This window comes from Brachyspira sp., assembly GCF_050873525.1.
Taxonomy (GTDB): domain Bacteria; phylum Spirochaetota; class Brachyspiria; order Brachyspirales; family Brachyspiraceae; genus Brachyspira.
Window position 1 is genome coordinate 1 of sequence record NZ_JBNMIZ010000011.1, and the last position, 21511, is coordinate 21511.

Annotated in this window: 19 protein-coding genes and 1 rRNA gene; 5 read left to right on the plus strand and 15 right to left on the minus strand. The window is 31.5% G+C overall.

Annotation, left to right across the window (positions count from 1 at the left end; genetic code table 11):
- Nucleotides 1–63 precede the first annotated feature (63 nt).
- The 11 genes from ACR0QS_RS01615 to ACR0QS_RS01665 form a co-directional block, all read right to left on the minus strand.
- Complete coding sequence (locus ACR0QS_RS01615; RefSeq protein ID WP_432631701.1) at nt 64–1224, minus strand: hypothetical protein; 1161 nt, start codon at nt 1222–1224, stop codon at nt 64–66.
- A 17-nt stretch (nt 1225–1241) separates the two neighbouring features.
- On the minus strand, nt 1242–2414 hold the full coding sequence (locus ACR0QS_RS01620) for a hypothetical protein (protein ID WP_432631702.1): 1173 nt from the start codon (nt 2412–2414) through the stop codon (nt 1242–1244).
- Between the two features lie 372 nt (nt 2415–2786).
- Nucleotides 2787–4130, minus strand: a complete 1344-nt coding sequence (locus ACR0QS_RS01625; RefSeq protein WP_432631703.1) for a citrate synthase — start codon at nt 4128–4130, stop codon at nt 2787–2789.
- 32 nt (nt 4131–4162) lie between these two features.
- Entirely contained in the window at nt 4163–5422 is a 1260-nt protein-coding gene (gene icd, locus ACR0QS_RS01630; protein WP_432631704.1) for an NADP-dependent isocitrate dehydrogenase, read from the minus strand.
- A 60-nt stretch (nt 5423–5482) separates the two neighbouring features.
- Nucleotides 5483–7747 (minus strand): aconitate hydratase, encoded by a 2265-nt coding sequence (locus tag ACR0QS_RS01635; protein ID WP_432631705.1) that lies wholly within the window; start codon nt 7745–7747, stop codon nt 5483–5485.
- Nucleotides 7748–7914: 167 nt separating this feature from the next.
- The gene (locus ACR0QS_RS01640; protein ID WP_432631706.1) at nt 7915–8076 is read right to left on the minus strand and encodes a hypothetical protein; all 162 of its coding nucleotides are present in this window, start codon (nt 8074–8076) and stop codon (nt 7915–7917) included.
- Nucleotides 8077–8103: 27 nt separating this feature from the next.
- Nucleotides 8104–8553 (minus strand): hypothetical protein, encoded by a 450-nt coding sequence (locus ACR0QS_RS01645; protein WP_432631707.1) that lies wholly within the window; start codon nt 8551–8553, stop codon nt 8104–8106.
- Between the two features lie 558 nt (nt 8554–9111).
- The gene (locus ACR0QS_RS01650) at nt 9112–9795 is read right to left on the minus strand and encodes a hypothetical protein (protein WP_432631708.1); all 684 of its coding nucleotides are present in this window, start codon (nt 9793–9795) and stop codon (nt 9112–9114) included.
- Between the two features lie 20 nt (nt 9796–9815).
- Entirely contained in the window at nt 9816–10055 is a 240-nt protein-coding gene (locus ACR0QS_RS01655) for a hypothetical protein (protein WP_432631709.1), read from the minus strand.
- Nucleotides 10030–10794 carry a hypothetical protein gene (locus tag ACR0QS_RS01660; protein ID WP_432631710.1) on the minus strand — a complete coding sequence of 255 codons (765 nt, stop codon included), beginning with the start codon at nt 10792–10794 and terminating at the stop codon, nt 10030–10032. The genes ACR0QS_RS01655 and ACR0QS_RS01660 overlap by 26 nt, the downstream gene beginning before the upstream one ends.
- A 16-nt stretch (nt 10795–10810) precedes the next feature.
- Nucleotides 10811–11065 (minus strand): C2H2-type zinc finger protein, encoded by a 255-nt coding sequence (locus tag ACR0QS_RS01665; RefSeq protein ID WP_432631723.1) that lies wholly within the window; start codon nt 11063–11065, stop codon nt 10811–10813.
- A gap of 571 nt (nt 11066–11636) precedes the next feature.
- Here ACR0QS_RS01665 and ACR0QS_RS01670 point away from each other — a divergent pair.
- Entirely contained in the window at nt 11637–11798 is a 162-nt protein-coding gene (locus ACR0QS_RS01670) for a hypothetical protein (RefSeq protein WP_432631711.1), read from the plus strand.
- 16 nt (nt 11799–11814) lie between these two features.
- Here the strand turns inward: ACR0QS_RS01670 and prmC are convergent, their stop codons facing one another.
- The 4 genes from prmC to ACR0QS_RS01690 all read right to left on the minus strand — a co-directional run bounded on the left by prmC (nt 11815) and on the right by ACR0QS_RS01690 (nt 16656).
- A complete protein-coding gene (gene prmC, locus ACR0QS_RS01675; RefSeq protein ID WP_432631712.1) occupies nt 11815–12681 on the minus strand; it encodes a peptide chain release factor N(5)-glutamine methyltransferase in 867 nt (288 codons plus the stop codon).
- A 115-nt stretch (nt 12682–12796) separates the two neighbouring features.
- Nucleotides 12797–14311 (minus strand): 16S ribosomal RNA (locus ACR0QS_RS01680).
- 324 nt (nt 14312–14635) lie between these two features.
- A complete protein-coding gene (locus ACR0QS_RS01685; RefSeq protein ID WP_432631713.1) occupies nt 14636–15133 on the minus strand; it encodes a YajQ family cyclic di-GMP-binding protein in 498 nt (165 codons plus the stop codon).
- A 35-nt stretch (nt 15134–15168) separates the two neighbouring features.
- Nucleotides 15169–16656, minus strand: coding sequence for a glycogen synthase (locus ACR0QS_RS01690; RefSeq protein ID WP_432631714.1), 1488 nt, complete (start codon nt 16654–16656; stop codon nt 15169–15171).
- A gap of 321 nt (nt 16657–16977) precedes the next feature.
- Here ACR0QS_RS01690 and ACR0QS_RS01695 point away from each other — a divergent pair, with 321 nt between their 5' ends.
- From ACR0QS_RS01695 to ACR0QS_RS01710, 4 genes are read left to right on the plus strand one after another with little or no spacing between them, the layout of a single operon-like run.
- The gene (locus ACR0QS_RS01695) at nt 16978–17241 is read left to right on the plus strand and encodes an NAD(P)H-dependent oxidoreductase subunit E (RefSeq protein WP_432631715.1); all 264 of its coding nucleotides are present in this window, start codon (nt 16978–16980) and stop codon (nt 17239–17241) included.
- Nucleotides 17238–18404 (plus strand): NADH-ubiquinone oxidoreductase-F iron-sulfur binding region domain-containing protein, encoded by a 1167-nt coding sequence (locus tag ACR0QS_RS01700; RefSeq protein ID WP_432631716.1) that lies wholly within the window; start codon nt 17238–17240, stop codon nt 18402–18404. The genes ACR0QS_RS01695 and ACR0QS_RS01700 overlap by 4 nt, the downstream gene beginning before the upstream one ends.
- A gap of 11 nt (nt 18405–18415) precedes the next feature.
- Complete coding sequence (locus ACR0QS_RS01705) at nt 18416–19822, plus strand: 2Fe-2S iron-sulfur cluster-binding protein (RefSeq protein WP_432631717.1); 1407 nt, start codon at nt 18416–18418, stop codon at nt 19820–19822.
- A gap of 51 nt (nt 19823–19873) precedes the next feature.
- Complete coding sequence (locus ACR0QS_RS01710) at nt 19874–21430, plus strand: FAD-dependent oxidoreductase (RefSeq protein WP_432631718.1); 1557 nt, start codon at nt 19874–19876, stop codon at nt 21428–21430.
- Nucleotides 21431–21511: the final 81 nt, after the last annotated feature.

The following is a 21511-nucleotide window of genomic DNA, read 5'->3' on the forward strand; positions in this document are numbered from 1 at the left end:
ATTTATAATAACATAAATTATTCTTTTTTCAAGTGTATAGAAATTAAAAATTTTTTTATTTTCTTAATATTTATGTCCAGGCATAGCCATGAAACGCCAGCCACGACTTGCATCTGCAAAAGTAGTCGTATGGGTTAGCATTGGCATTATATCTTCAGGTCTTTTTCCAAAATATAATTTTTCATCTGTCATATAAGGATAATTTTCAGCCGTATAGCCATTTGGATTAAGGTCGCCCTCCTGGGACCTGTAATCTCCATAATAGGCATAATAAGCGTCCACGCCTAAACAACCCGACATATTATCATAATCTCTATGTCTATTCAAGACGAGAATTTCCATGAAATTTGTATTATTAAATTGTCTTGTAACCGTTACTTTATCAACCGTGAAATTCTTTCCAATCCATGAATACCAATATTCTTTACGGCAGGCTATAAAATCATATGCTCCATCGGTAGCTCCGCCGCTTTTAAATAATTCTCTAGCTTCGTTTACTGGCGTAGCCATTTTATAAATAGCGCCAACCGTCAATTCTTCCATATTTTCCCATTTATCCTCAAAATATTTGCCATTTTGAGGTTCCGTTCTATATGTTATTTTTCTATAATTGACAATAACCGCTCCGATTAATTTTTTCATCACATATTCTTTTTCCCAGTGATTTTTATCGCCGCCTTTATAAACTATATCGCCGTTATCTTTGAAATAATAATAATCGTATCTCGACTCGCCGTTATGGTTATGAAGATTTTGGAAATTATCTATATCTCTGTTATTATCTCTATTTCTAATTGCGAATACTTTTCCATCGCTCTGCCCTTTTCTAAAAATTTGGTCAAGCCATATTTGTTTCAATCTATTCGTATCTTTATAGCTTACAGTATAATAAGTTTTTCCCGAATAAGGAACAATTATACTGTAATAATCTGAAGCGTCTTCTGGATAATTGGGATATACGACTTCATTAGTATATTTAATTTCAATCTCGGAATTTGTATTAGTAGTAATTATATAATCAAACTTGCCGTTCGTAGCCCAAATCGGAATAGTTCCTCTAAAATAAGCGATATTAGTTTTAATCAATGTGTTCGTTATCAAATTCCCACTTTGGTCTAATAATCCCGTTTGTTGTAAATTAGAAGTTTGATTATCAGCGCAAGAAATCATCCCGATAGTCGTAATCATGACAATAATTGCAAATAAATAAATTAACTTTCTCATTTTGAATTATCCTTAAATTAATATTTATGACCAGGCATAGCCAAATATTTAAAATTACGACCTGCATCCGTAAAAGTAGTCGTATGAGTTAATAATGCAACTACACTTTCTGGTCTTCGAGCCAAATATATTGTAGGGTCCTGCATATAAGGAATATTTTCAGGGGTAAAGCCTTTAGGCATTGAAACACCTTCAGCATCCGTTCCATCTCCAAAATAAGCGTAATATGCGTCTACTCCCAGACAGTTAGCGTTTCCTTCGTTGCCATAAGGATTCAAAACTAAAACTTCCATAAAATTGATGGAATAAAATTGTCTTAAAAATGTTGTTTTATACTGAATACCGTGGTCGTTTTTAAGCCATATATATTTACGAGCCGCTATAAAATCATATACTCCATCTATAGCTCCGCCGCCTTTAAATCTTTCTCTTGCCTCGTTTACAGTTACCGACATTTGATAAATACCTCCGATAGTCCATTCTCCAGTATGCTCGATTTGGTCGAATTGTTTATACGGTAGAGATTCGTATGTTCTTTTAATTAGTTTTCTATAATCTACTATAACGGCTCCAACAAATCTTTTTACTATTATTTCTTCCTGCCAACGAGTTTTATCTCCTCCTTTATAAACTATATCTCCGTCATCGTTGAAGTAATAATAATCGTATCTTTGTTCGCCGTTATGGTTATGAAGATTTTGGAAATTATTTATATCTCTGTTATTATCTCTATTTCTAATTGCGAATACTTTTCCATCGCTATGCGATTTTCTAAAAATTTGCTCAAGCCATATTTGTTTCAATTTGTTCGTATCTTTATAACTTACAGTATGATAAGTTGTTCTTGAATAAGGAACAAATATTTTATAATATTCACTAGGGTCTTCTGGCTCATTAGGAATGATAACATCGTTTGTATATTTAATCTCAATATCGCTGGAATCTCTGCCCGAACTAGAACTTATATTAGTTGTAATTATATAATCATATTTGCCGTTTGTAGCCCAAATTGGAATAGTTCCGCTAAAATGAGCGATATTAGTTTTAATCAATGTATTCGTTATCAAATTTCCGCTTTGGTCTATCAAGCCCGTTTGATTTAAATTATTGTCTGTCTTGTCCGCGCAAGAAACCATTAACATAGATACCGCTATAACGGCAGTGATAAAACTATAAATAATTTTTTTCATTTTGAAGCCTCCATAATTAGAAAAAATTTATCTCTTATATACATAGTATAGCAAATTTTTTTTAAAAGTCAAGTCAATTTTTTATTTGTTGTCAAAAAAAAATAATGAAGTTATGAATAATCAAGGTGAATTTATGAATAAAGTTAACATAATTTAATAATTATTTTTTAAATTTGTCATTGATAAGCTATTTATAGTCGAGACTAAAGTCCGACTTCACCCTGCATCCATTTGGGATTGGCAAGTAATCCGCTATTTCAAAGAGATTACTTCGATATTGCCCGCAATGACGACTAAAAAATTTATAACGCGCCTTTACTTTATTGTCAAAAAATATTATAACCTCAACTCCGTATATATCTGGAAAATTTTTTATCTATCTTCCATCGGCACAAATTCTATAGGTTCGGTTACATTCTTATACGCGGGTCTTATTATTCTTCTTGCATCAAAATTTAATTCCTCTATTCTATGAGCGCACCAGCCGACTATTCTTGCCATAGCGAATAACGAAGTATAAATTTCTTTCGGAATACCGAGCATATCGTAAATGAAGCCCGAATAAAAATCAACATTAGCGCAAACTCTTTTGCTTTCGCCTTTCACTTTTATAAAACATTCAACCGCTCTTTGTTCGATAAGTTCCAAAAATTCAAATTCTTCTTCCTTGCCTTTTTCTTTCACAAGTTCTTTTGCAAGTTCTTTCAATATAACCGCTCTCGGGTCGGATAAAGTATAAACGGCATGTCCCATTCCGTAAATTAGTCCGCTTTTATCGTAAACTTCTTTATTTAAGATTTTTATCAAATATCTGTCAAGTTCGTCTTTGTCTCTCCAGTCGGTTATAACTTCTTTTAAATGAGCGAACATATCGGCGACTTTTATATTCGCTCCCCCATGCAAATCTCCTTTAAGAGAACCTATTCCCGCGGATATGCTTGAATAAGTGTCGGTGCGCGCCGAACTTGTCACTCTCACGGTAAATGTGGAATTAGTTCCTCCTCCATGTTCCGCATGAAGTATCAAAAGTAAATCCAGCATTCTCGCTTCCAGTTCCGTAAAATCCTGTTTAAGCATATATAAAAAATTTTCCGCTATCGAATATTTGGTTTTCGGAAGAATGATATTCAAATATTTATGAAACACGCTGTAATGATACATATTATAAGCGTATGCTATAACTGCGGGAATTTGCGCTATTAATCGTATAGACTGAATCATTAAATTTTCTAAAGACAAATCTTCGGGATTAGGGTCATGAATATACATCTCGAGAACGCTTCTTGAAAGAATATTCATTATATTCTGACCTTCCAAATCTATTATATGCATTATAGTTTTTTTATCCAAATACATATTTTCTTTTATAATCTCTTTGAACGATTTTAATCTTTCCATATCGGGCAGTTTTCCCGAAAGAAGCAAATAGCAAATTTCCTCATAGCCGAATCTTTTGCTTTGAAGTATATCTTTCGTTATATCTTTTAAATCGTATCCTCTATAATATAATTTTCCGTCTATCGGATAAACTTCGCCATCTTTATTTTTTTCGTATCCGACTACATCTCCTATATTCGTAAGCCCGACCAAAACTCCCGTGCCGTCTTTGTTTCTAAGTCCTCTTTTGACATTATATTTTTCAAAAAGTTCGTTGTTTATATGAACTCTCTTTTTTGAATGGTCGTATAATTTATATAATAAATATTCTTTTTTCATTTTATATCTCCGTAAAAAATATAATAAAACATTTATAATAAAGAAATTATTTTATCTCCAAATTCTTTAGTTCCCAAAGGTTTTCCGTTTTCCATAAACGAAGCCAAATCTTCCGTAGCAAATCCTTCTTCAAAAGATTTTTCCAAAGCTTTTATAATCAAATTTGCCGCTTCGTTCAAATTCAAATATTCCAAAGCCATAACCGAAGAAAGTATTAACGAGCATGGATTTGCTTTATTTTTTCCAGCAATATCGGGCGCTGTTCCATGTGTCGCTTCAAATATCGAATGTCCCGTTTCATAATTGATATTTCCTCCTGGAGCGATTCCGATTCCTCCAACCATAGCGGCAAGCTGGTCGGATATATAATCTCCGTTCAAATTCAAAGTCGCTATAACGGAATAATCTTCTGGTTTTAATAATGTGTTTTGTAAAAACGCGTCCGCAATATTGTCTTTTATTATTATCTTTCCGTTTTCTTTATTTTCTTTTAATTTATCTTTCGCTTTCGTTTCTCCAAATTCTTTTTTTATTTCGTTAAATTCTTCCATAGTAAAAGTTTTATCCGAAAAATCTTCTCTCGCAATTTCGTAGCCGTATTTTCTGAAAGCGCCTTCCGTGAATTTCATTATATTTCCTTTATGAACGATTGTAACCGAAGGCAAATTAAATTTAATCGCGTATTTTATAGCCGCAGAAATTAATCTTTTTGAGCCTTTTTCCGAAACGGGCTTTACTCCAAAAGAAGAAGTTTCGGGAAATCTCACTTTATTTACTCCCATCTCATTTTTTAAGAAGTCATAGAATTTTTTAGCTTCTTTAGTTCCGTTTTTCCATTCTATTCCCGCGTATATATCTTCCGTATTTTCTCTGAATACAATCATATTAACTTTATGAGGTTCTTTTATCGGAGAGGAAATTCCATTAAACCATCTAATCGGTCTCAAACAAACATATAAATCCAAAGTTTGACGCAAAGCTACATTCAAAGAACGGATGCCTTCTCCGACTGGCGTGGTTAAAGGTCCCTTTATTCCAATCAAATATTCCGCAAAAGTTTTTATTGTTTCTTCTGGCAAAGGATTTCCAAATTCTTTTACCGCTTTATCGCCCGCAAAAACTTCAATCCATTCTATAGATTTTTTTCCGTTATAAGATTTTTTAATCGCTTCGTTTATAATTAATTGAGATACGGGAGTTATTTCCGCTCCCACTCCGTCTCCTTCGATAAAAGGAATAGAAATTTTATCTGGGATTAATAATTTTCCTTTTTTCATTTCAACTTTGCTCATAATAATACGCCTTTAATTTATTATTTTTTTATTTATTATTTTAAATTTTTTATTTTCTATTCAATAATTTTTAAGAAGAGTAAGAGTATTCAAAGCTCCTCCGTTCTTAAACCATTCTATTTGAGTCTCGTTATAAGTATGTAAAGCCTCAAAATAAATTTCATTTTTATTTTCGCCTACTACTCTAATCAATAAAGGTTTATTCGGCGAAAAAGATTCTATATTTTCTATTGAAATTTTATCTTTTTCTCCGATTTTATCGTAATCGTTTTTATCTTTAAATGTAAGCGCAAGCATTCCCTGTTTTTTCAAATTCGTTTCATGGATTCTTGCAAAACTTTTTACCAAAATAACTTTTACATTTAAAAATCTCGGTTCCATAGCGGCATGTTCTCTGCTCGAGCCTTCTCCGTAATTTTCTTCCGCAACGACAATCGAGGATATATTATTTAATTTATATTCTTTGGCGACTTTTGAAACCTCTCCGTAATTTCCGTTTAATTGATTGAAGACGGAATTCGTTTTATCGTTGAAATAATTAACCGCTCCCATAAGCATATTGTCCGAGATATTTTCCAAATGTCCTCTATATTTAAGCCAAGCTCCCGCCATAGAAATATGGTCTGTTGTGCATTTGCCTTTCGCTTTTATCAATAACGGCATATTTTTAAAATCTTCCGCGTTGAATTTTGGAAAAGGTTTTAATAATTGCAAGCGGTTGGAATTTTTATTAATTATAATTTCCACTTTTGAATCGGGAATATTTTCTTTCGCTCTGCTTTCCATAGAAAGTCCTTCTTTAGGAAAAGCATCCCCAAAAGGAATATCCAATTTCACTTCTTCTCCGTCCTCGTTTGTCAAAGTGTCGGTTAATGGATTAAATCTTAAATCTCCCGCTATACTCAAAGCCATAACTATTTCAGGGGATGCGATAAAAGCATGAGTGTTCGGATTTCCATCCGCTCTTTTAGCGAAATTTCTATTAAACGAAGTAACTATAGAATTTACTCTATTGTTATCGTCCGTTTCTCTTTTCCATTGTCCTATACATGGTCCGCAGGCGTTCGTCATTATAATCGCGTTTATTTTTTTGAAATCGTCAATTATTCCGTTTTTTAACGCAGCATTATAAGAGTTTAAAGAACCGGGATTAATTATTATTTGAGATTTGATTTTTAATTTTTTTTCTATAACTTGACGAGCGAGAGATGCGGCTTTACTTAAATCATAATAAGAAGAATTTGTGCAAGAACCTATAAGTCCGACTTCCATTTTTGCAGGATATTTATTTTCTTCTACTTTTTTTGCAAAATCGCTTATTTTTGAAGAAGAATCGGGAGTAAAAGGTCCGTTAATATAAGGTTCTAATTCGGACAAATTAATTTCTATTATTCTATCGTAAAACTTCGATGGATTTTTATATACTTCTTCGTCCGCTTTCAAATTATTTGAATTCTCTTCTGAAAGATTTGCAACCTCTTCTCTTCCCGTTTTAATCAAATATTCTTTAATATTATTGTCGAAAGGAAAAATTGAAGTTGTCGCCCCGACTTCCGCTCCCATGTTGCATATCGAACTTTTTCCCATAGCCGAAAGAGTTGACGCTCCTTCTCCGAAATATTCTATAATGCAATTAGTCGCTCCTTTCACGGTTAGAATTCCCGCCAATTTTAATATTACATCCTTTGCGCTCGCCCAACCGTTTAATTTGCCCGTAAGTTTGACTCCTATTATATTTGGAACTTTTAATTCCCATTCCTGTCCCGTCATAACATCAACCGCATCTGCTCCGCCGACTCCGATTGCCATCATTCCCAATCCGCCCGCGTTTGGAGTATGTGAATCCGTTCCTATAATCAGTCCGCCGGGAAAAGCGTAATTCTCTAAAATTATTTGATGAATTATTCCAGAGCCAGCTTCCCAAAAACCTAATCCGTATTTTTTAGCCACGCTCTCCAAAAAATCGTAAACTTCTTTATTTATATTTAAAGCGTTTTTTAAATCTTCTTCCGCTCCCTTGCAAGCTTCTATTAAATGGTCACAATGAATCGTAGCGGGAACGCTTGACGAAGTTTTACCCGCATTCATAAATTGTAAAAGCGTCATTTGAGCGGTAGCATCCTGCATAGCCACTCTATCAGGTTTAAAGTTCGCATAATCTTCGGAGCGTTTAAAATCTTTTATATCGTTTTCATTATATAAATGAGCGAATAAAATTTTTTCCGACAAAGTTAACGGCTTTTTAATTTTGCTTCTTATTCTTTCAATTTTAGATGAATAATTTTTATAAAATTCTCTTATCATTTCAATATCGTAGATTTGCATTAAAAACTCCAAATTTTTTTAATATTTTTTAGAGTATTACTATATACGATTTTTTATTTTATTTCAATATTAATTAATATTTAGATAAATAAATTAAAAATTAGCTTGCAAATAAAAACCGAGCCTTTACTAAAAAGAACTCGGTTTTATTCTAAAAATAATATGAATTATTTTTTAGACTTATTTGAACTATTGGCATCGTTAGGATAATTAACATTCAGTTGTTTTCCTCTATTGCCTTGATTTTTAGCATGAGCTTGATTTTGCCCATCCGTTCCCTTATTAGCGTTTTTTATATCTGCTGGATTATTAGGTTTTTTATCGCTCATAATTTTTCCTCCATAAAAATTAAAGTTTTAATTTGTAAAAGTTTTTTCAACTTTCCAATCAAAAAATTTAGCAAGTGCTGCATCCCATGTATAAAAAACGGCATTGCAATTTGCTTCATTGTTGAATGTGAATGTTCCTTTAGCTTTTTGATTATAATAGTCTGAAACTATTTCTACAGTATAAGGATAATCAAAAGTATCTGCTATTTTTCCAGTATAATATAAATAATTAACGCCGAATGAATTTAGTGCGAAACTTATATTACCATTATCGTCAATCTTAAACCTATAAGGCTCAACTTTTTCGGTGCTTTGCCAAGTTCCCACAAGTTCCGATTTAGATTGACTACCGCCAGAACTTCCGTCTCCGCCGACTCCAGCGCCGCCGCTTCCCGTTTTACCTTCATTGTCACAGCTTACCGAAAACAGAACTAAAAATGATAATACTGTGATTAAAATTTTTTTGATATTCTCCATGAATATCCTCCTTGAAAATAAATTTTTATTTATAACTAAACAAGGTTTTTTAATTTTCCTTGATAAGTTATCAAAAGTAAATTTGATTGAATTTAAAAAAGATTTAACTAAATTTAGAATTGCAAAATTATTTTTTATCGTCATTGCGAGACTTCGTAAGAAGTCATGGCAATCCACACAGAATAGATTACTTGGCGACTGCCAGACTTTGTCGCGGGCGTTGCCCTCGTTCCCATAGGACGCCTCGCTAACGGCGGACTTTAGTCTCGGCGAATGACAATGACTGATTATTTCAAATTGATTTTTTGCAAAACGAATAAAGACACTTAAAAAATTAATCGAAGTTAAAAATGTTTTAACTAAATTAAAAAAATATTTTTGAAATAGAAATTTTAAATAATTATTGTTTAAAAGACAATTATGGCTTTGCTTTGCTTTGCTTTGCTTAACAAAGTTACAGTAGTCCTCTTCATAATTTACTAATCCTTTGCTATTTAGCTTTAATTTATAAGCAAAATATAACATGGATTGGAAAATATGTCAACATTTAAAAAACGGTTAAACTATTTTATTTTTTTCATTTAGTCCGTTTATAAGAGAAGAAATAAGCTTTTTATATTCGTTATTTTGTTTAGTTTTAGTTTTTTGTATATCACCAAAATTTATTATAGGTATATTTGCTTGCCATACGATATCATTTTCTATAGAACTAAACGCTTGAGAATAATTTGCTTGTTCTAATAAATCGCTTATAGTATTTGCCGACATCTCTATTCTTTCAATTTCCATTTCCTTATAAGGTTTATATAGTATATTTCCGCCTATAAAACATCCTATTATTAAAGCTAACGGTAATACAACGCTTAATAATAAACCATATTGTGCGGTAATACGGTCACCTTTATTTATTATAGCGCCAATTATTGCAGGTATATAAGTAATAATAAAATACAAAACAAACGGGGAGAATACTAATATAATTATAGCAATTATTAAAGAACTTCCTAAAGTTTGTAAAAAATTAAAAGAGGTTTCCAATATTCCTTTTGTTCTTACATTATTTGTTGAAAATTTATATATTATAAAAACAATAGATAAAAATAGCCCTGTAACTATAGATATAAATACACGCCATACAAACGCTCCTAAACTATTTGCCCCATCTTTGACTTTTTCCCAAAAAGTTCTATTATCCGTTCTGTAATTATCCATTATTCTATTTTTTTGTGGTAAGTTAGACATAAATATTCTCCTTTATTTTGTTATCTTGAATTTTTTTTATTTTCATACAAATCCCATAAAGAATTGTAATCCATTTTATCAAACAATTTTTTTATAGTTTTATTACTTAAAAAAGATTTTGCCTCGCTAAATCTTCTATCATCGCATAAAGCTTCAATAATTATTCTTGCCGAACTATACATGTCGTTTATATCGTCTTGCTCAAATGATACGAGACGATTAGCTTCCGATATGCTACCGTTGGCGATTGTATATCTCAATATCAACTTTATTTCTCTGAAATGCTCTTTTTAATTCTTGATTTTCTTTTATAGGCATATATTTAGAAGATAATATTTTTATAAACATATTATACATTTGTTTATAACATTCAAATTGCCTATTTTTACTATCAGAATTTTCCATCCAAATGGTTACGAATTCTTCTCCTTCGTCAGCTATTTTTGGCAATAAATCTATAGCTATGTCTACAGCGATTTTTTGAGGAATTAAAGCGTTTACCACGATATCCGCTATATTAGAAAGAGTATTTTCAGATATTGTTTCTTCCGTTTGGTTTTCTAAATTTTGTTTATTGGAAGATTTGCCTATTCTTTTATTTTTTGAATTTCCAACAAGTGAAATAAATTTATCTTTTTGAGCGACTATAGAATTGGCAACTTCATTAAACATATTTTTTGCTATCTTTAAATATTCTTTATTGTTATTAGCTCTACCGCTTTTTTCATTTTCAATTAAATTTTCTATAAGTTTAATATTTCCGTCAATCATTCTGGCGGATAAAGTTAACATAGTATCTTTAGTGTTTTCATCTGGAGCATTAATATACGCTCTTTCAAAATGCCCTAACATTTTGTCAAAGCATTGCTCTGGATTTAATTCTTTTTCTTTAGCTATACCCATTATTAAAAAACCAGATTTAAATTCATTTTCCCAATTATTTTCTAAAAATGAATTTTCAGAATTTAATTTTTCGTATAAATCTAAATTATTTGACATATTACTAACTCCTTAATTATAAAGCTGGCGCATGCTTGCCTTTAGAAAATCCATCTGGATGTCTCGGACATGATGAACTCGTTAATTGTTGTAGCGAATTAAATTTTGCCCCGCAATACTTACAAAAATACTGAGACTTTTCGCCTCCCTCATAAAGTTTATGTTTTCCTTTAGAAAATCCCGCTGGATGCTTTGGGCAATAAGCTCCCGTTAGCGAAGGTATAGATGGAAACTTCTTGCCGCAGTATTCACAATAAAAATTTGGCATAATAATATCTCCTTGATTTTAAATTAAAATATATTTTTGATAAAAGCCCGTTATAGCCTTTATTTTCGATTGATAAATCTTGATAAAAATATTCAAATAAATAAATAATTTTTTGTCGTAAAAATTCTTTATATAAACGATTAATTGATTGTCCAAATACTGAAAAAAGTTTTTTAGACTTGGACTTTGAATTTCGCTTGCGGTTGTTTTTTTGTTTCTTTTTTTGACAAAAAAAGAAATAGTTTTTGGCGTCTGCCCGCCTTTGGCGTGGTTCTTTTTTGATAACAAAAAAGAACAATATTTTTTTATAAAATAATAAGTTGTATAAACATAATTTTTGAAAAAGTTTAAAGTTAAGGCTTTGCTTTGCTTAACAAAATTACAGTATTTATTCTTTTCATTTTTTTATAATCCATTTTTTATTTAACTTTAATAATTTTAATAAAATATAACATGAATAAAAATTTTGTCAATAGTTTAAAATAAAAAAATTAGTCATTGAAATTTTTAATTAATCTGTCATTGCGAGGGCTTTAGCCCGAAGCAATCTAAAATAAATAAAAATTTTATTTCTGTGGATTACTTGGCTCTGCCCGACTTTGTCGCGTTTTTTGCCAAAGGCACGCCTACGGCGACAAAACCTCGTAATGACGATAGATTATTTTATCATTGCGAAACTCTGCTGAAGCAATCCAAACATAGTAGATTGTTCTACTTACTTGTAGAAAGCGAATAAAAAATATGTCAAGTCTTTAATATCTAAAATCATAACAAATCAAAAATCTATCCTTACCGCTTAAATCTTTCTCTATCAGCGCATTTTTTATACCAAAACTTTTGCAAATATTAAGCAATTCTTCTCCTTGATTAAATCCAATCTCAAAGAAAAAAGCCCCGCCGATTTTTAAATATTTATATATAACTCTTAAAATTTTTTTGTAAAAATCAAGTCCGTCATAACCCGAGTATAAAGCCGTTTCGGGTTCAAAACTCAAATCTTTTTGCAAATTATCTTTATCTTTCAAAGCGACATACGGAGGATTTGAAACTATTATATCAAATTTTTTTTCGGGAATAAAAATCAAGGCGTCTATATTTATTACATTTATCTTGCCTTTCAAAATATTTGCTTCGTTTTTTTTTATAACTTCGATTGCCTTCTCGCTTATTTCGATTGCGGTTATCTCCACATTTTCAAAATCTTCAAAAACTTTTTTCAAAGTTATTGATATGTTTCCGCTGCCCGCACCTATATCGCAAATGGAAATATTTTTTTCGATATTTTTTTTTATATAATCTCTAGCCAAATCTATAAGCTCTTCGGTTTCCGCTCTCGGAATAAGAACGGAATTATCGACATAAAAATCTATTCCGTAAAATTCTTTTTTACTAACGATATAAGCTATAGGTTTGTATTTTAATCTTCTATTAATAAGTTTTTCGATATTATCAATTTCATTTTCGCTTAACTCCCGCGAACTTTCCGATATAAGTTTTGATTTGCTTGAATTAAGAGAATACGAAATTAAAATCTGCGCTTCAATATACGCGACTTTATAATCTTTCGTAATTTCGATTAATTTTTTTGAATAATAATTTAACGCCTGATTGATATTCATAATATTACATCTATAAAATAAAAGCCGACTAATTAAAGTCGGCTCTATAAACAATGATTAAAAAAATGCTTTCAAATATGAATAGCAGTAAGATTTAAGTCGGACATCTCCGAATAAAGGAGGTGATCCAGCCACACCTTCCGGTACGGCTGCCTTGTTACGACTTCACCCTCATCATCAGTCCCACCTTCGGCGCCGCCCCCCTTGCGGTTAGGCTAACGACTTCAGGTAAAACCAACTCCGATGGCGTGACGGGCGGTGTGTACAATCCCCGGGAACGTATTCACCGTAGCGTTCTGATCTACGATTACTAGTGATTCCAACTTCATGGAGTCGAGTTTCAGACTCCAATCCGAACTGAGGCAATTTTTTTGAGATTTGCTCCACCTCGCGGTCTCGCTTCTCTTTGTAATTGCCATTGTAGCACGTGTGTAGCCCTGGACATAAGGGCCATGAGGACTTGACATCATCCCCACCTTCCTCCTACTTAAACGTAGGCAGTCCCCTAAGAGTGCCCGACATTACTCGGTAGCAACAAAGGGTAAGGGTTGCGCTCGTTGCGGGACTTAACCCAACATCTCACGACACGAGCTGACGACAGGCATGCAGCACCTATGTTAAATGTCCTTGCGGTCTGACATATCTCTATATCATTCATCTAACAATTCAAACCCAGGTAAGGTTTTTCGCGTATCATCGAATTAAACCACATGCTCCACCACTTGTGCGGGGACCCGTCAATTTCTTTGAGTTTCACCCTTGCGGGCATACTCCTCAGGCGGCACACTTAATACGTTAGCTACGGCACGCCTATTCTAATAGGAGCACCTAGTGTGCAACGTTTACGGCTGGGACTACCAGGGTATCTAAGCCTGTTTGCTCCCCCAGCTTTCGTGATTCAGCGTCGATAAATGCCCAGATGACTGCCTTCGCTATAGATGTTCCTCTCGATATCTGCACATTCCACCGCTACACCGAGAATTCCATCATCCCCTACAATATCCAAGAACCACAGTATCCGAGGCGTTCCCGAAGTTGGGCTTCGGTCTTTCACCTTAGACTTATAGTTCCGCCTACTCACCCTTTACGCCCAGTAAATCCGAGCAACGTTTGCCTCCTACGTATTACCGCGGCTGCTGGCACGTAGTTAGCCGAGGCTTACATTATCTACTGTCACTCATTCTTCGATAATTTCCGAGGTTTACAACCCGAAGGCATTCATCCCTCACGCGATGTCGCTCCATCAGACTTTCGTCCATTGTGGAAGATTCTCAGCTGCTGCCTCCCGTAGGAGTCTGGGCCGTATCTCAGTCCCAATGTGGCCGGTCACCCTCTCAGGTCGGCTACCTATCGTAGCTTTGGTGGGCTTTTATCTCACCAACAGGCTAATAGGCCGCAGGCTCATCGTAAAGCGGATTGCTCCTTTCCTCTACTACACTTATGTGTCAAGAGTATATGCGGTATTAGTCCATGTTTCCATGGGTTATCCCCCACTCTACGGCAGATTACCTACGTGTTACTCACCAGTTCGCCGCTAACTTATCCAGTTGCCCGAATAAGCCCGCTCGACTTGCATGCTTAAGACGCATCGCCAACGTTCGCTCTGAGCCAGAATCAAACTCTCCATACTCGCTTTGATTCTTTATTTTTATCACTCTACCGAGTGATGATTTACTTATGCAAAGAAACTGTTACAAATTGTAACTTTTGGGTCTTTGAACTATTAAAGTTCATTTTACACCAGTTGTGTTTGTTTTTCTTAAATTGCTTCTGCTATCCATATTTCAAAGAACTTTTTAATCGTTTATGTTGTCAATTATAGCATTATCGAAAAAAAAAGCAATACCTTAAATGCAAATTTTAGCCTAAATTTCGCTTTTTTAACAAAAACTACCGCTGAAATAATACATTTAATACATTTTTTAACGGTTTTAAAATTAAAAATTTTAAAATATTATCTATAATTCGTAAATTGCAACGGAATCGGATAATCTTTTTCTTTTATCATATTAATAACGGCTTGCAAATCGTCCTTTTTCGCTCCCGATACTCTAATTTGTTCGTCTTGTATGCTCGCTTGAACTTTCAATTTCATTTCTTTAATATCTTTTACTATCATTTTCGCCAAATCTTTATCTATTCCGCTGACTACTTCGTTTATTTCACGAATCGAATCGCCCGCAGCTTTTTCTTTTTTCTTCTCTCTCAAGCATTTTTGATTTAGTCCTCTTTTGATAAATTTTTGAAATAAAATATCTCTCACTTGATTAAGGACAAAATCCGCTGGAGCGTTTATCGTAATTATTTTTTCTCCTTTGTTTAATTCGATAGTTATATTCTGTCCCTTAAAATCGAATCTATTATTTATTTCTTTAAGAGCTACATTAACGCAGTCGTCTATTACCTGCATATCCACTTCCGAAACTATATCAAAACTTGGGTCTTTTGGCATAATTATCTCCTTTATTTAATTAATTTTTTTATATTTTATTTTAATAATTTTATGTATAATTTTTTATATTCCATAGCAGTTTTTAAAAGCGAATAATCTTTATTCATCGCGTTATAAATAAGTTTATTCCAAACTTTTTTATTGTTATATAAATTAAAAGCAAAATCCATAGCGGCGACAAAATCATTAACCGAATAATTATTGAAAACGAATCCCGTAGCTTTATTTAATGATTTAGAATCTTTATAATTTATAACAGTATCCTTTAGTCCGCCAACAGAATGAACTATCGGCAAACTTCCATATTTCATACTATAGATTTGATTGAGTCCGCATGGCTCGAATTTGCTCGGCATTAAATACATGTCGCTTCCCGCAGTCAATCTATGAGCAAGCGCTTCGTCAAAATCGAAAACTACTTTTATATTTTTCGTTCTATTAGCCCGCTTTATAAATTCTTCTTCAAAATTTTTAAAATAATTATTTTTGGAAAATAAGAAAATAAAATTTCCGTCATAAGTGGAAAGTTCAAAAAATGAAGAATATATTAAATCGAGTCCTTTCTGCGGGTCGAATCTTGAAATCATCGTTATTAATGGAAAATTTTTATTTTTTAAATTAAATTCTTTATATAAAGAATCTCTTATAAGTTTTTTCTTTTTTAGGCATTCTTCTACGGAATTAATTTTTGAGTTTATGCTGTAATGATGTTTTATATATTTATCGGTTTTTGGATTCCAAGAATTATCGTTTACTCCGTTTAATACTCCGAATAATTTATAAGAATTTTCCGCAAGTAAATTATTAAGTCCGAATCCTTCGCTTTGAATTTCTTTAGCGTAAGATGGACTAACGGTGGTTATTAAATCCGATAAAATTATTCCCGCCTTAATGAAGCTAACTTTTCCGTAGAATTCCAATCGGCTATGAACAAAAAATTTCCAAGATATATTAAGCAAATTATAAATATCGGTTTCAAAATTTCCTTGATATGCAAGATTATGAATCGTAAAAACTACTTTTAAATTTTTCAAGGCTTCTTCTTCGTTATAAATTTCTTTTATATAGAGAGCGATTAAAGAATTCTGCCAATCGTTTAAGTGAATTATGTCCAATTTAAATTTTTCTTTTTTGTATAAATAAATTATTAATTGAACTACCGCTTTTGAAAATAATATAAATCTGCTCGCATTATCGTTATAATCCGTTCCGTTTTCGGAGTATAATCCGTTTCTTTTAAAAAATTTATCCTGCTTTATAAAGTAAACCGTTATATTAGAATTTTCAGGATGTTTGATTTTTATAATTTCAACTTCAATATCGTTTTTGTCATGTTTTATTTTAAGTTTCGCATATTCGTTTTTTTTGTCCGCGAATTTATAATTGTCTTTATATAAAGGAACTACCAAAGAAGAATCAATTTTTATAGAATTGAGTGCTAAAGGCAAACTGCCCGCAATATCTCCCAATCCGCCCGTTTTTGAAAATGGGTAAGCCTCGCTTGATACCATAAATAGTTTCATAAAAAATCTCGTCTAATAATTTTTTATAATTTATAATATATTTATATACTTTTTATACCGAAAAATCAATATATTAAATTTTATATAATAAAAATTCGCTTGAAATAAATTTGTTAAAATGATATAATTCAAATTCAAAAATTAGAAAAATTAGGAGAATGTATGCCTTCAGGAAGAAAAAGACTTCGTCAAAAAATGGCTACGCATAAACGAAAAAAACGTTTACGCAAAAATAGGCATAAAAAGAAATAATATTTTATAATTTCGTTTCTTATTTAGAATTATTAAAGTTTTTAAAAAGTTTTTATGGAAATAAATAATATGACATCCGAAATAAAAACCGTCATAGAAGTATGTGTTGGACTTCATTGTTCTATGAAAGATTCTTATGCTATGTTGGAATCCATAAGAAAATATTATAATTTGGAAATTGGAGTTCCTTCGTTTGACGGAATGCTTTTGAAAGAGGCAGAATGTTTGCATAATTGCAATAATGCGGTTTCAATTCTAATTAACGGAATGGAAATTTCTAATTGTTCTTTTAATAATATCGTTAAATATATAGAGGCTATACATGAAAGATGAAAAAATATGTTCTTCATAGCGAAAATATTATAAATAATATTCAAACTTATAGAGATTATTTCGGCGATTATCTTCATGCTAAAATTTCAAATTACGACAGTATTATAAACGATTTAAAAGAATGCCCGATTTTCACAAGAGATATTTATCAAAAATCAATACACGATATTATAGCGTCCGAAAAAAATAACGAAAGCGCTTTAATAATAAACGGTTATTCAATGGATTATCTTATTTTCAAAGATAAATTTCTTTTAAAAAATAATCCTTATCTTATTTTAGACGCCGCAATATTTTTATCGAAAATTCTTAATATAAAAAATATTGATATAATATTGAGAAGCTATTATTTGGAAGAAAAAAATATTTTAATAAAGGCTTTAGTTGAAACGGAAGATATTTATTATATCGACAGAGAAATTTCTATAAATATATTCGATGAAAATTCTTATTATGATAATTATAAAGAAAAAATAACCGTTCCATTTTTGGAAAATAAAAAATATATATTCGATTTGGAAACGATAACTCAATTTGGATATTTCGCTCATATAGGAAAAAATAATTTTGAAAAGCATGGCAAAGGAAATTTTAAAGGTTCTATTTTACTTTCAATTTCGGGCGACATTAATATTCCAAATTTATACGAATTTGAATTGTCGACTTCTTTTAACGATATTATAAGAATAGCGGGAAACATTCCAAAAGACTACGATATAAAATGCGTATTCACAAACGGATTTTTGAATCCTCCGATAGATATGGAAAGTTTATCAAATATTTATTTAGATTATAACGACTTTGAAAATTTAAATATAAAAATCGGAAACGGCGGAATATGTTTTATAGGCGAAAACAGATGCATTATAAGAACGGTTTTAAAAATAGTTTTCTTTGCAAAAAGTATAGCCTGCGGAAAATGTATGCCTTGCGGATTTGGTTTTAATTTATGCGAATATTATTTAAATAAAATAATTTTGGGAAAGTCGGATAATTCCGATTTTAACGATTTAAAAAATACTTTAAATATGATAATAAAAGGAGCTTCATGTTTATATATAAAAAATCTCGCAAACTGCATATTGCAAACTATGGAAAAATTTAATTACGAATTTATATACGCGGTAGAAAAGAAAATTACTTTATACAGCTTTATAAAATAAACGGATATTATATGATTATAAAAATTAATGTTGACGGAAAAAATATATATTCTCAAAAAGGATATACGATATTAAAAGCGTTGTCTTACTTCAAAATAGATATTCCAAATTTATGCGATTATAAATTTGATAACGAAAATACAAATAATAATCTTTCTTTTGTCCGAAACGAAAAAGAATTGAATTGCAAATTATGTCTTATAAAAGTAAAAAGAAAAAATGAAGAATCCTACAGTTTCAAATATGCCTGCAATGAAATAGTGGAAAACGGAATGGAAATTATTAGTGAAGACGAAGAAATTATTTTCTATAGAAAATCTTTATTAACTTCAATATATTTTAGCCATAACGCGATATGTTCAAATTGCAAAGTCGGTTATAACTGCAAATTGAAAAAATATTTTGATTTATATGATATAACAAAAAAAAATAACGAAAAAAATAATAATCAATTTATTGACGAAATAAAAAATATTGTCAAAACTTTTAATTTGCCCGATTATATAAAAGCCGATTACGATAGATGTATAAACTGCGGATTATGCGCTAATTATAAAACGATAAACGGATATATTTCTATGATAGTGGATTTATGTCCGACAAATGTATTTTATCCCGAAAGAAAATTTAAAAAAGAATTTGAAACAAAAAATAATTCCAATAATTCTATAGAAAGCGTCAAAAGTTTTTGTATAGGATGCAATAAATTATGCGACATAAAATATTTGCATAATCAAGAATCGATAATAGAAATAAAATCAATTTTGGATAAAAAATACGGTTTATGCGATTACGGAAGAAAAATGGATTATTATTCCAATGATTTGCTAAAATATCCTTTGATAAACGGAGTGGAAAACGATTTTGAAAAAGCTAAAGAATTATATCAGGAATTCACAAACGATATTAACGAAAATTCTTATTTGGCGATTTCCTCCGCTTCTTATCCGCTCGAAGATATAAAGGCTTTTAACGAACTTTCAATTTCTTTAGGAATAACGAAAATATATTATAAAAAAAATTATATTGCGACAGATTATAATGTCATAAGAGAAAATTATACGAATATAAATAAATATTCTATAGAAGAATTAAAAAGAGAATTGAAATATATTAACGGAGAAAATATAGATTTTGATTCTTATAAAAAATTTATTATTTTAAGCGATTCTTTATTCGATAGCGATGAAGAAATGATTTCATTCGCTCAAAAAAATAAAGGAAATTATATTGTATTTACTCCCGCGTTATCTCTTTTGGCTTATAATTCTTTTATAGCTTTTCCGATAGTGGGACTCGGAGAATTTAACGGTTTTTATATCGATAAATATGGAAAACAAAAAGAAATTTACTCTTTTTTGAATAAAGATAAGAATAGACTTAATTTAAGAGATTTAATAAAGTATTTGTATTTATAAGTAATTTCATATATAATATAAACAGAGATTATATTAATAAAGGAGTCCTTTATGCGAAAATCAAGAGCCGAAATACTTTTCAATATAGGAAGTAATCGTTATGATATAATCGTTATAGGCGGCGGAGTAATCGGGGCAACGATAGCTTTTAAAACTTCGAGAGTCGGACTTTCCACTCTATTATTGGAAAAGCATGATTTTTCTTACGGAGCTTCTTCGCGCACGGCTAAAATGTTAAACGGCGGTTTTCATGATATGACGGCAAAAAACATAATTCCAACCGTTTATAAAGTGCGAGAAAGAAATAATTTAATGTATAAAAGTTCGGCGAGTCAAATTGGAATATTATATCCGTTATACGAATACGGAAAATCTGGAATATTCGGACAGGAATTAAAAAGCAGTTTTTACGATTTGCTCTCTTTATTTTCGTCCGTTAAAAGACATAAATCTCATAGCAGAAATTCGGCTTTGGAATGTTTGCCCGATTTGATTAATAACGATGTGATAGCGGGAATAGAATATTACGAGGGAATATTGGACGATTCAAGATATGTCATGGAACTTCTTTTGAAAGCGGAAGAAAACGGAGCTGATATTTTGAATTACGCAGAAGTTAAGGCTTTTGAATATACGAATAAAGAAATACAAAAAATTATTTTATCGGATAGAATCACGGGAAAAATTTACGAAACGAGCGCAAAAAATATCGTAATATCTGCTGGAGCTTGGGGACATCAATTAAGTTCCATTCTTCCAAACGGCAGTTTTGACAATAAAGTTCAATATGTTAAAGGAACTCATTTGATAATAAACGGAGATATTATTCATGTAAATAAATCGGTAGTCTTGCCAAAAATAAAAGACAGACCGAATGTGTTTTTGACTAAATGGAAAGACTCGATGATTATCGGACCAACGATAAAAAAATATAATGGGAATTTGGATTGCATATATTCGACAAGCGATGAAATTGAATATTTGCTCGATATATACAATACTTATTTTAGTTCGATTGTAAATAAGAATCATATAATCACGACTCAATCGGGAATGATGCCGCTTAATCCGATGGATATAAAAATTCATTCTCATCCAAATTATAAATTATTCGTTGTTGAAGGCGGAAACTTTACTTTATCTTCTCTTGTCGCCGTAAAAACTTTACTAAAAATATACGGGAAGCCTTATAAATGGTTCAGCGTCAAAAAATTTATGAATAATAAAATCGATAAAAAAATAGAATGGGTTTTGAAAAAAGAAACGGTAGATTTTCTTATAAATTATTTTCATTCTGTCGATTTGGCGATTCGATTAAACGAATTTTGCAAAAGCGATTCTTCTTTGCTTGTTAGCGTTGGGCTTGACGAAAGAATTCCGAGAGGTTTGATTAAATATTTTATCGAAGTGGAACACGCGTTGCATTTGGACGATATTATGATTAGAAGATTGAGATTTATTTTAACCGAAAACGACTGCGGAACTTTATTAGCCGAACATATAGCCGAAGAAATGGCAAAAACTTTGGGCTGGAATCAAAAGCAGATTGAATGGGAAATTAAAAGATACAGAACGGAAATAAAGCGAGCGAGAGTCTCTTTGTATTGATTTTTTCTTTACGGAATTTTTTTATTCGTCATTCGTCATAGGCGTCCAGAAGGAACGAGCCATTAGGCGAAGTAATCCAAA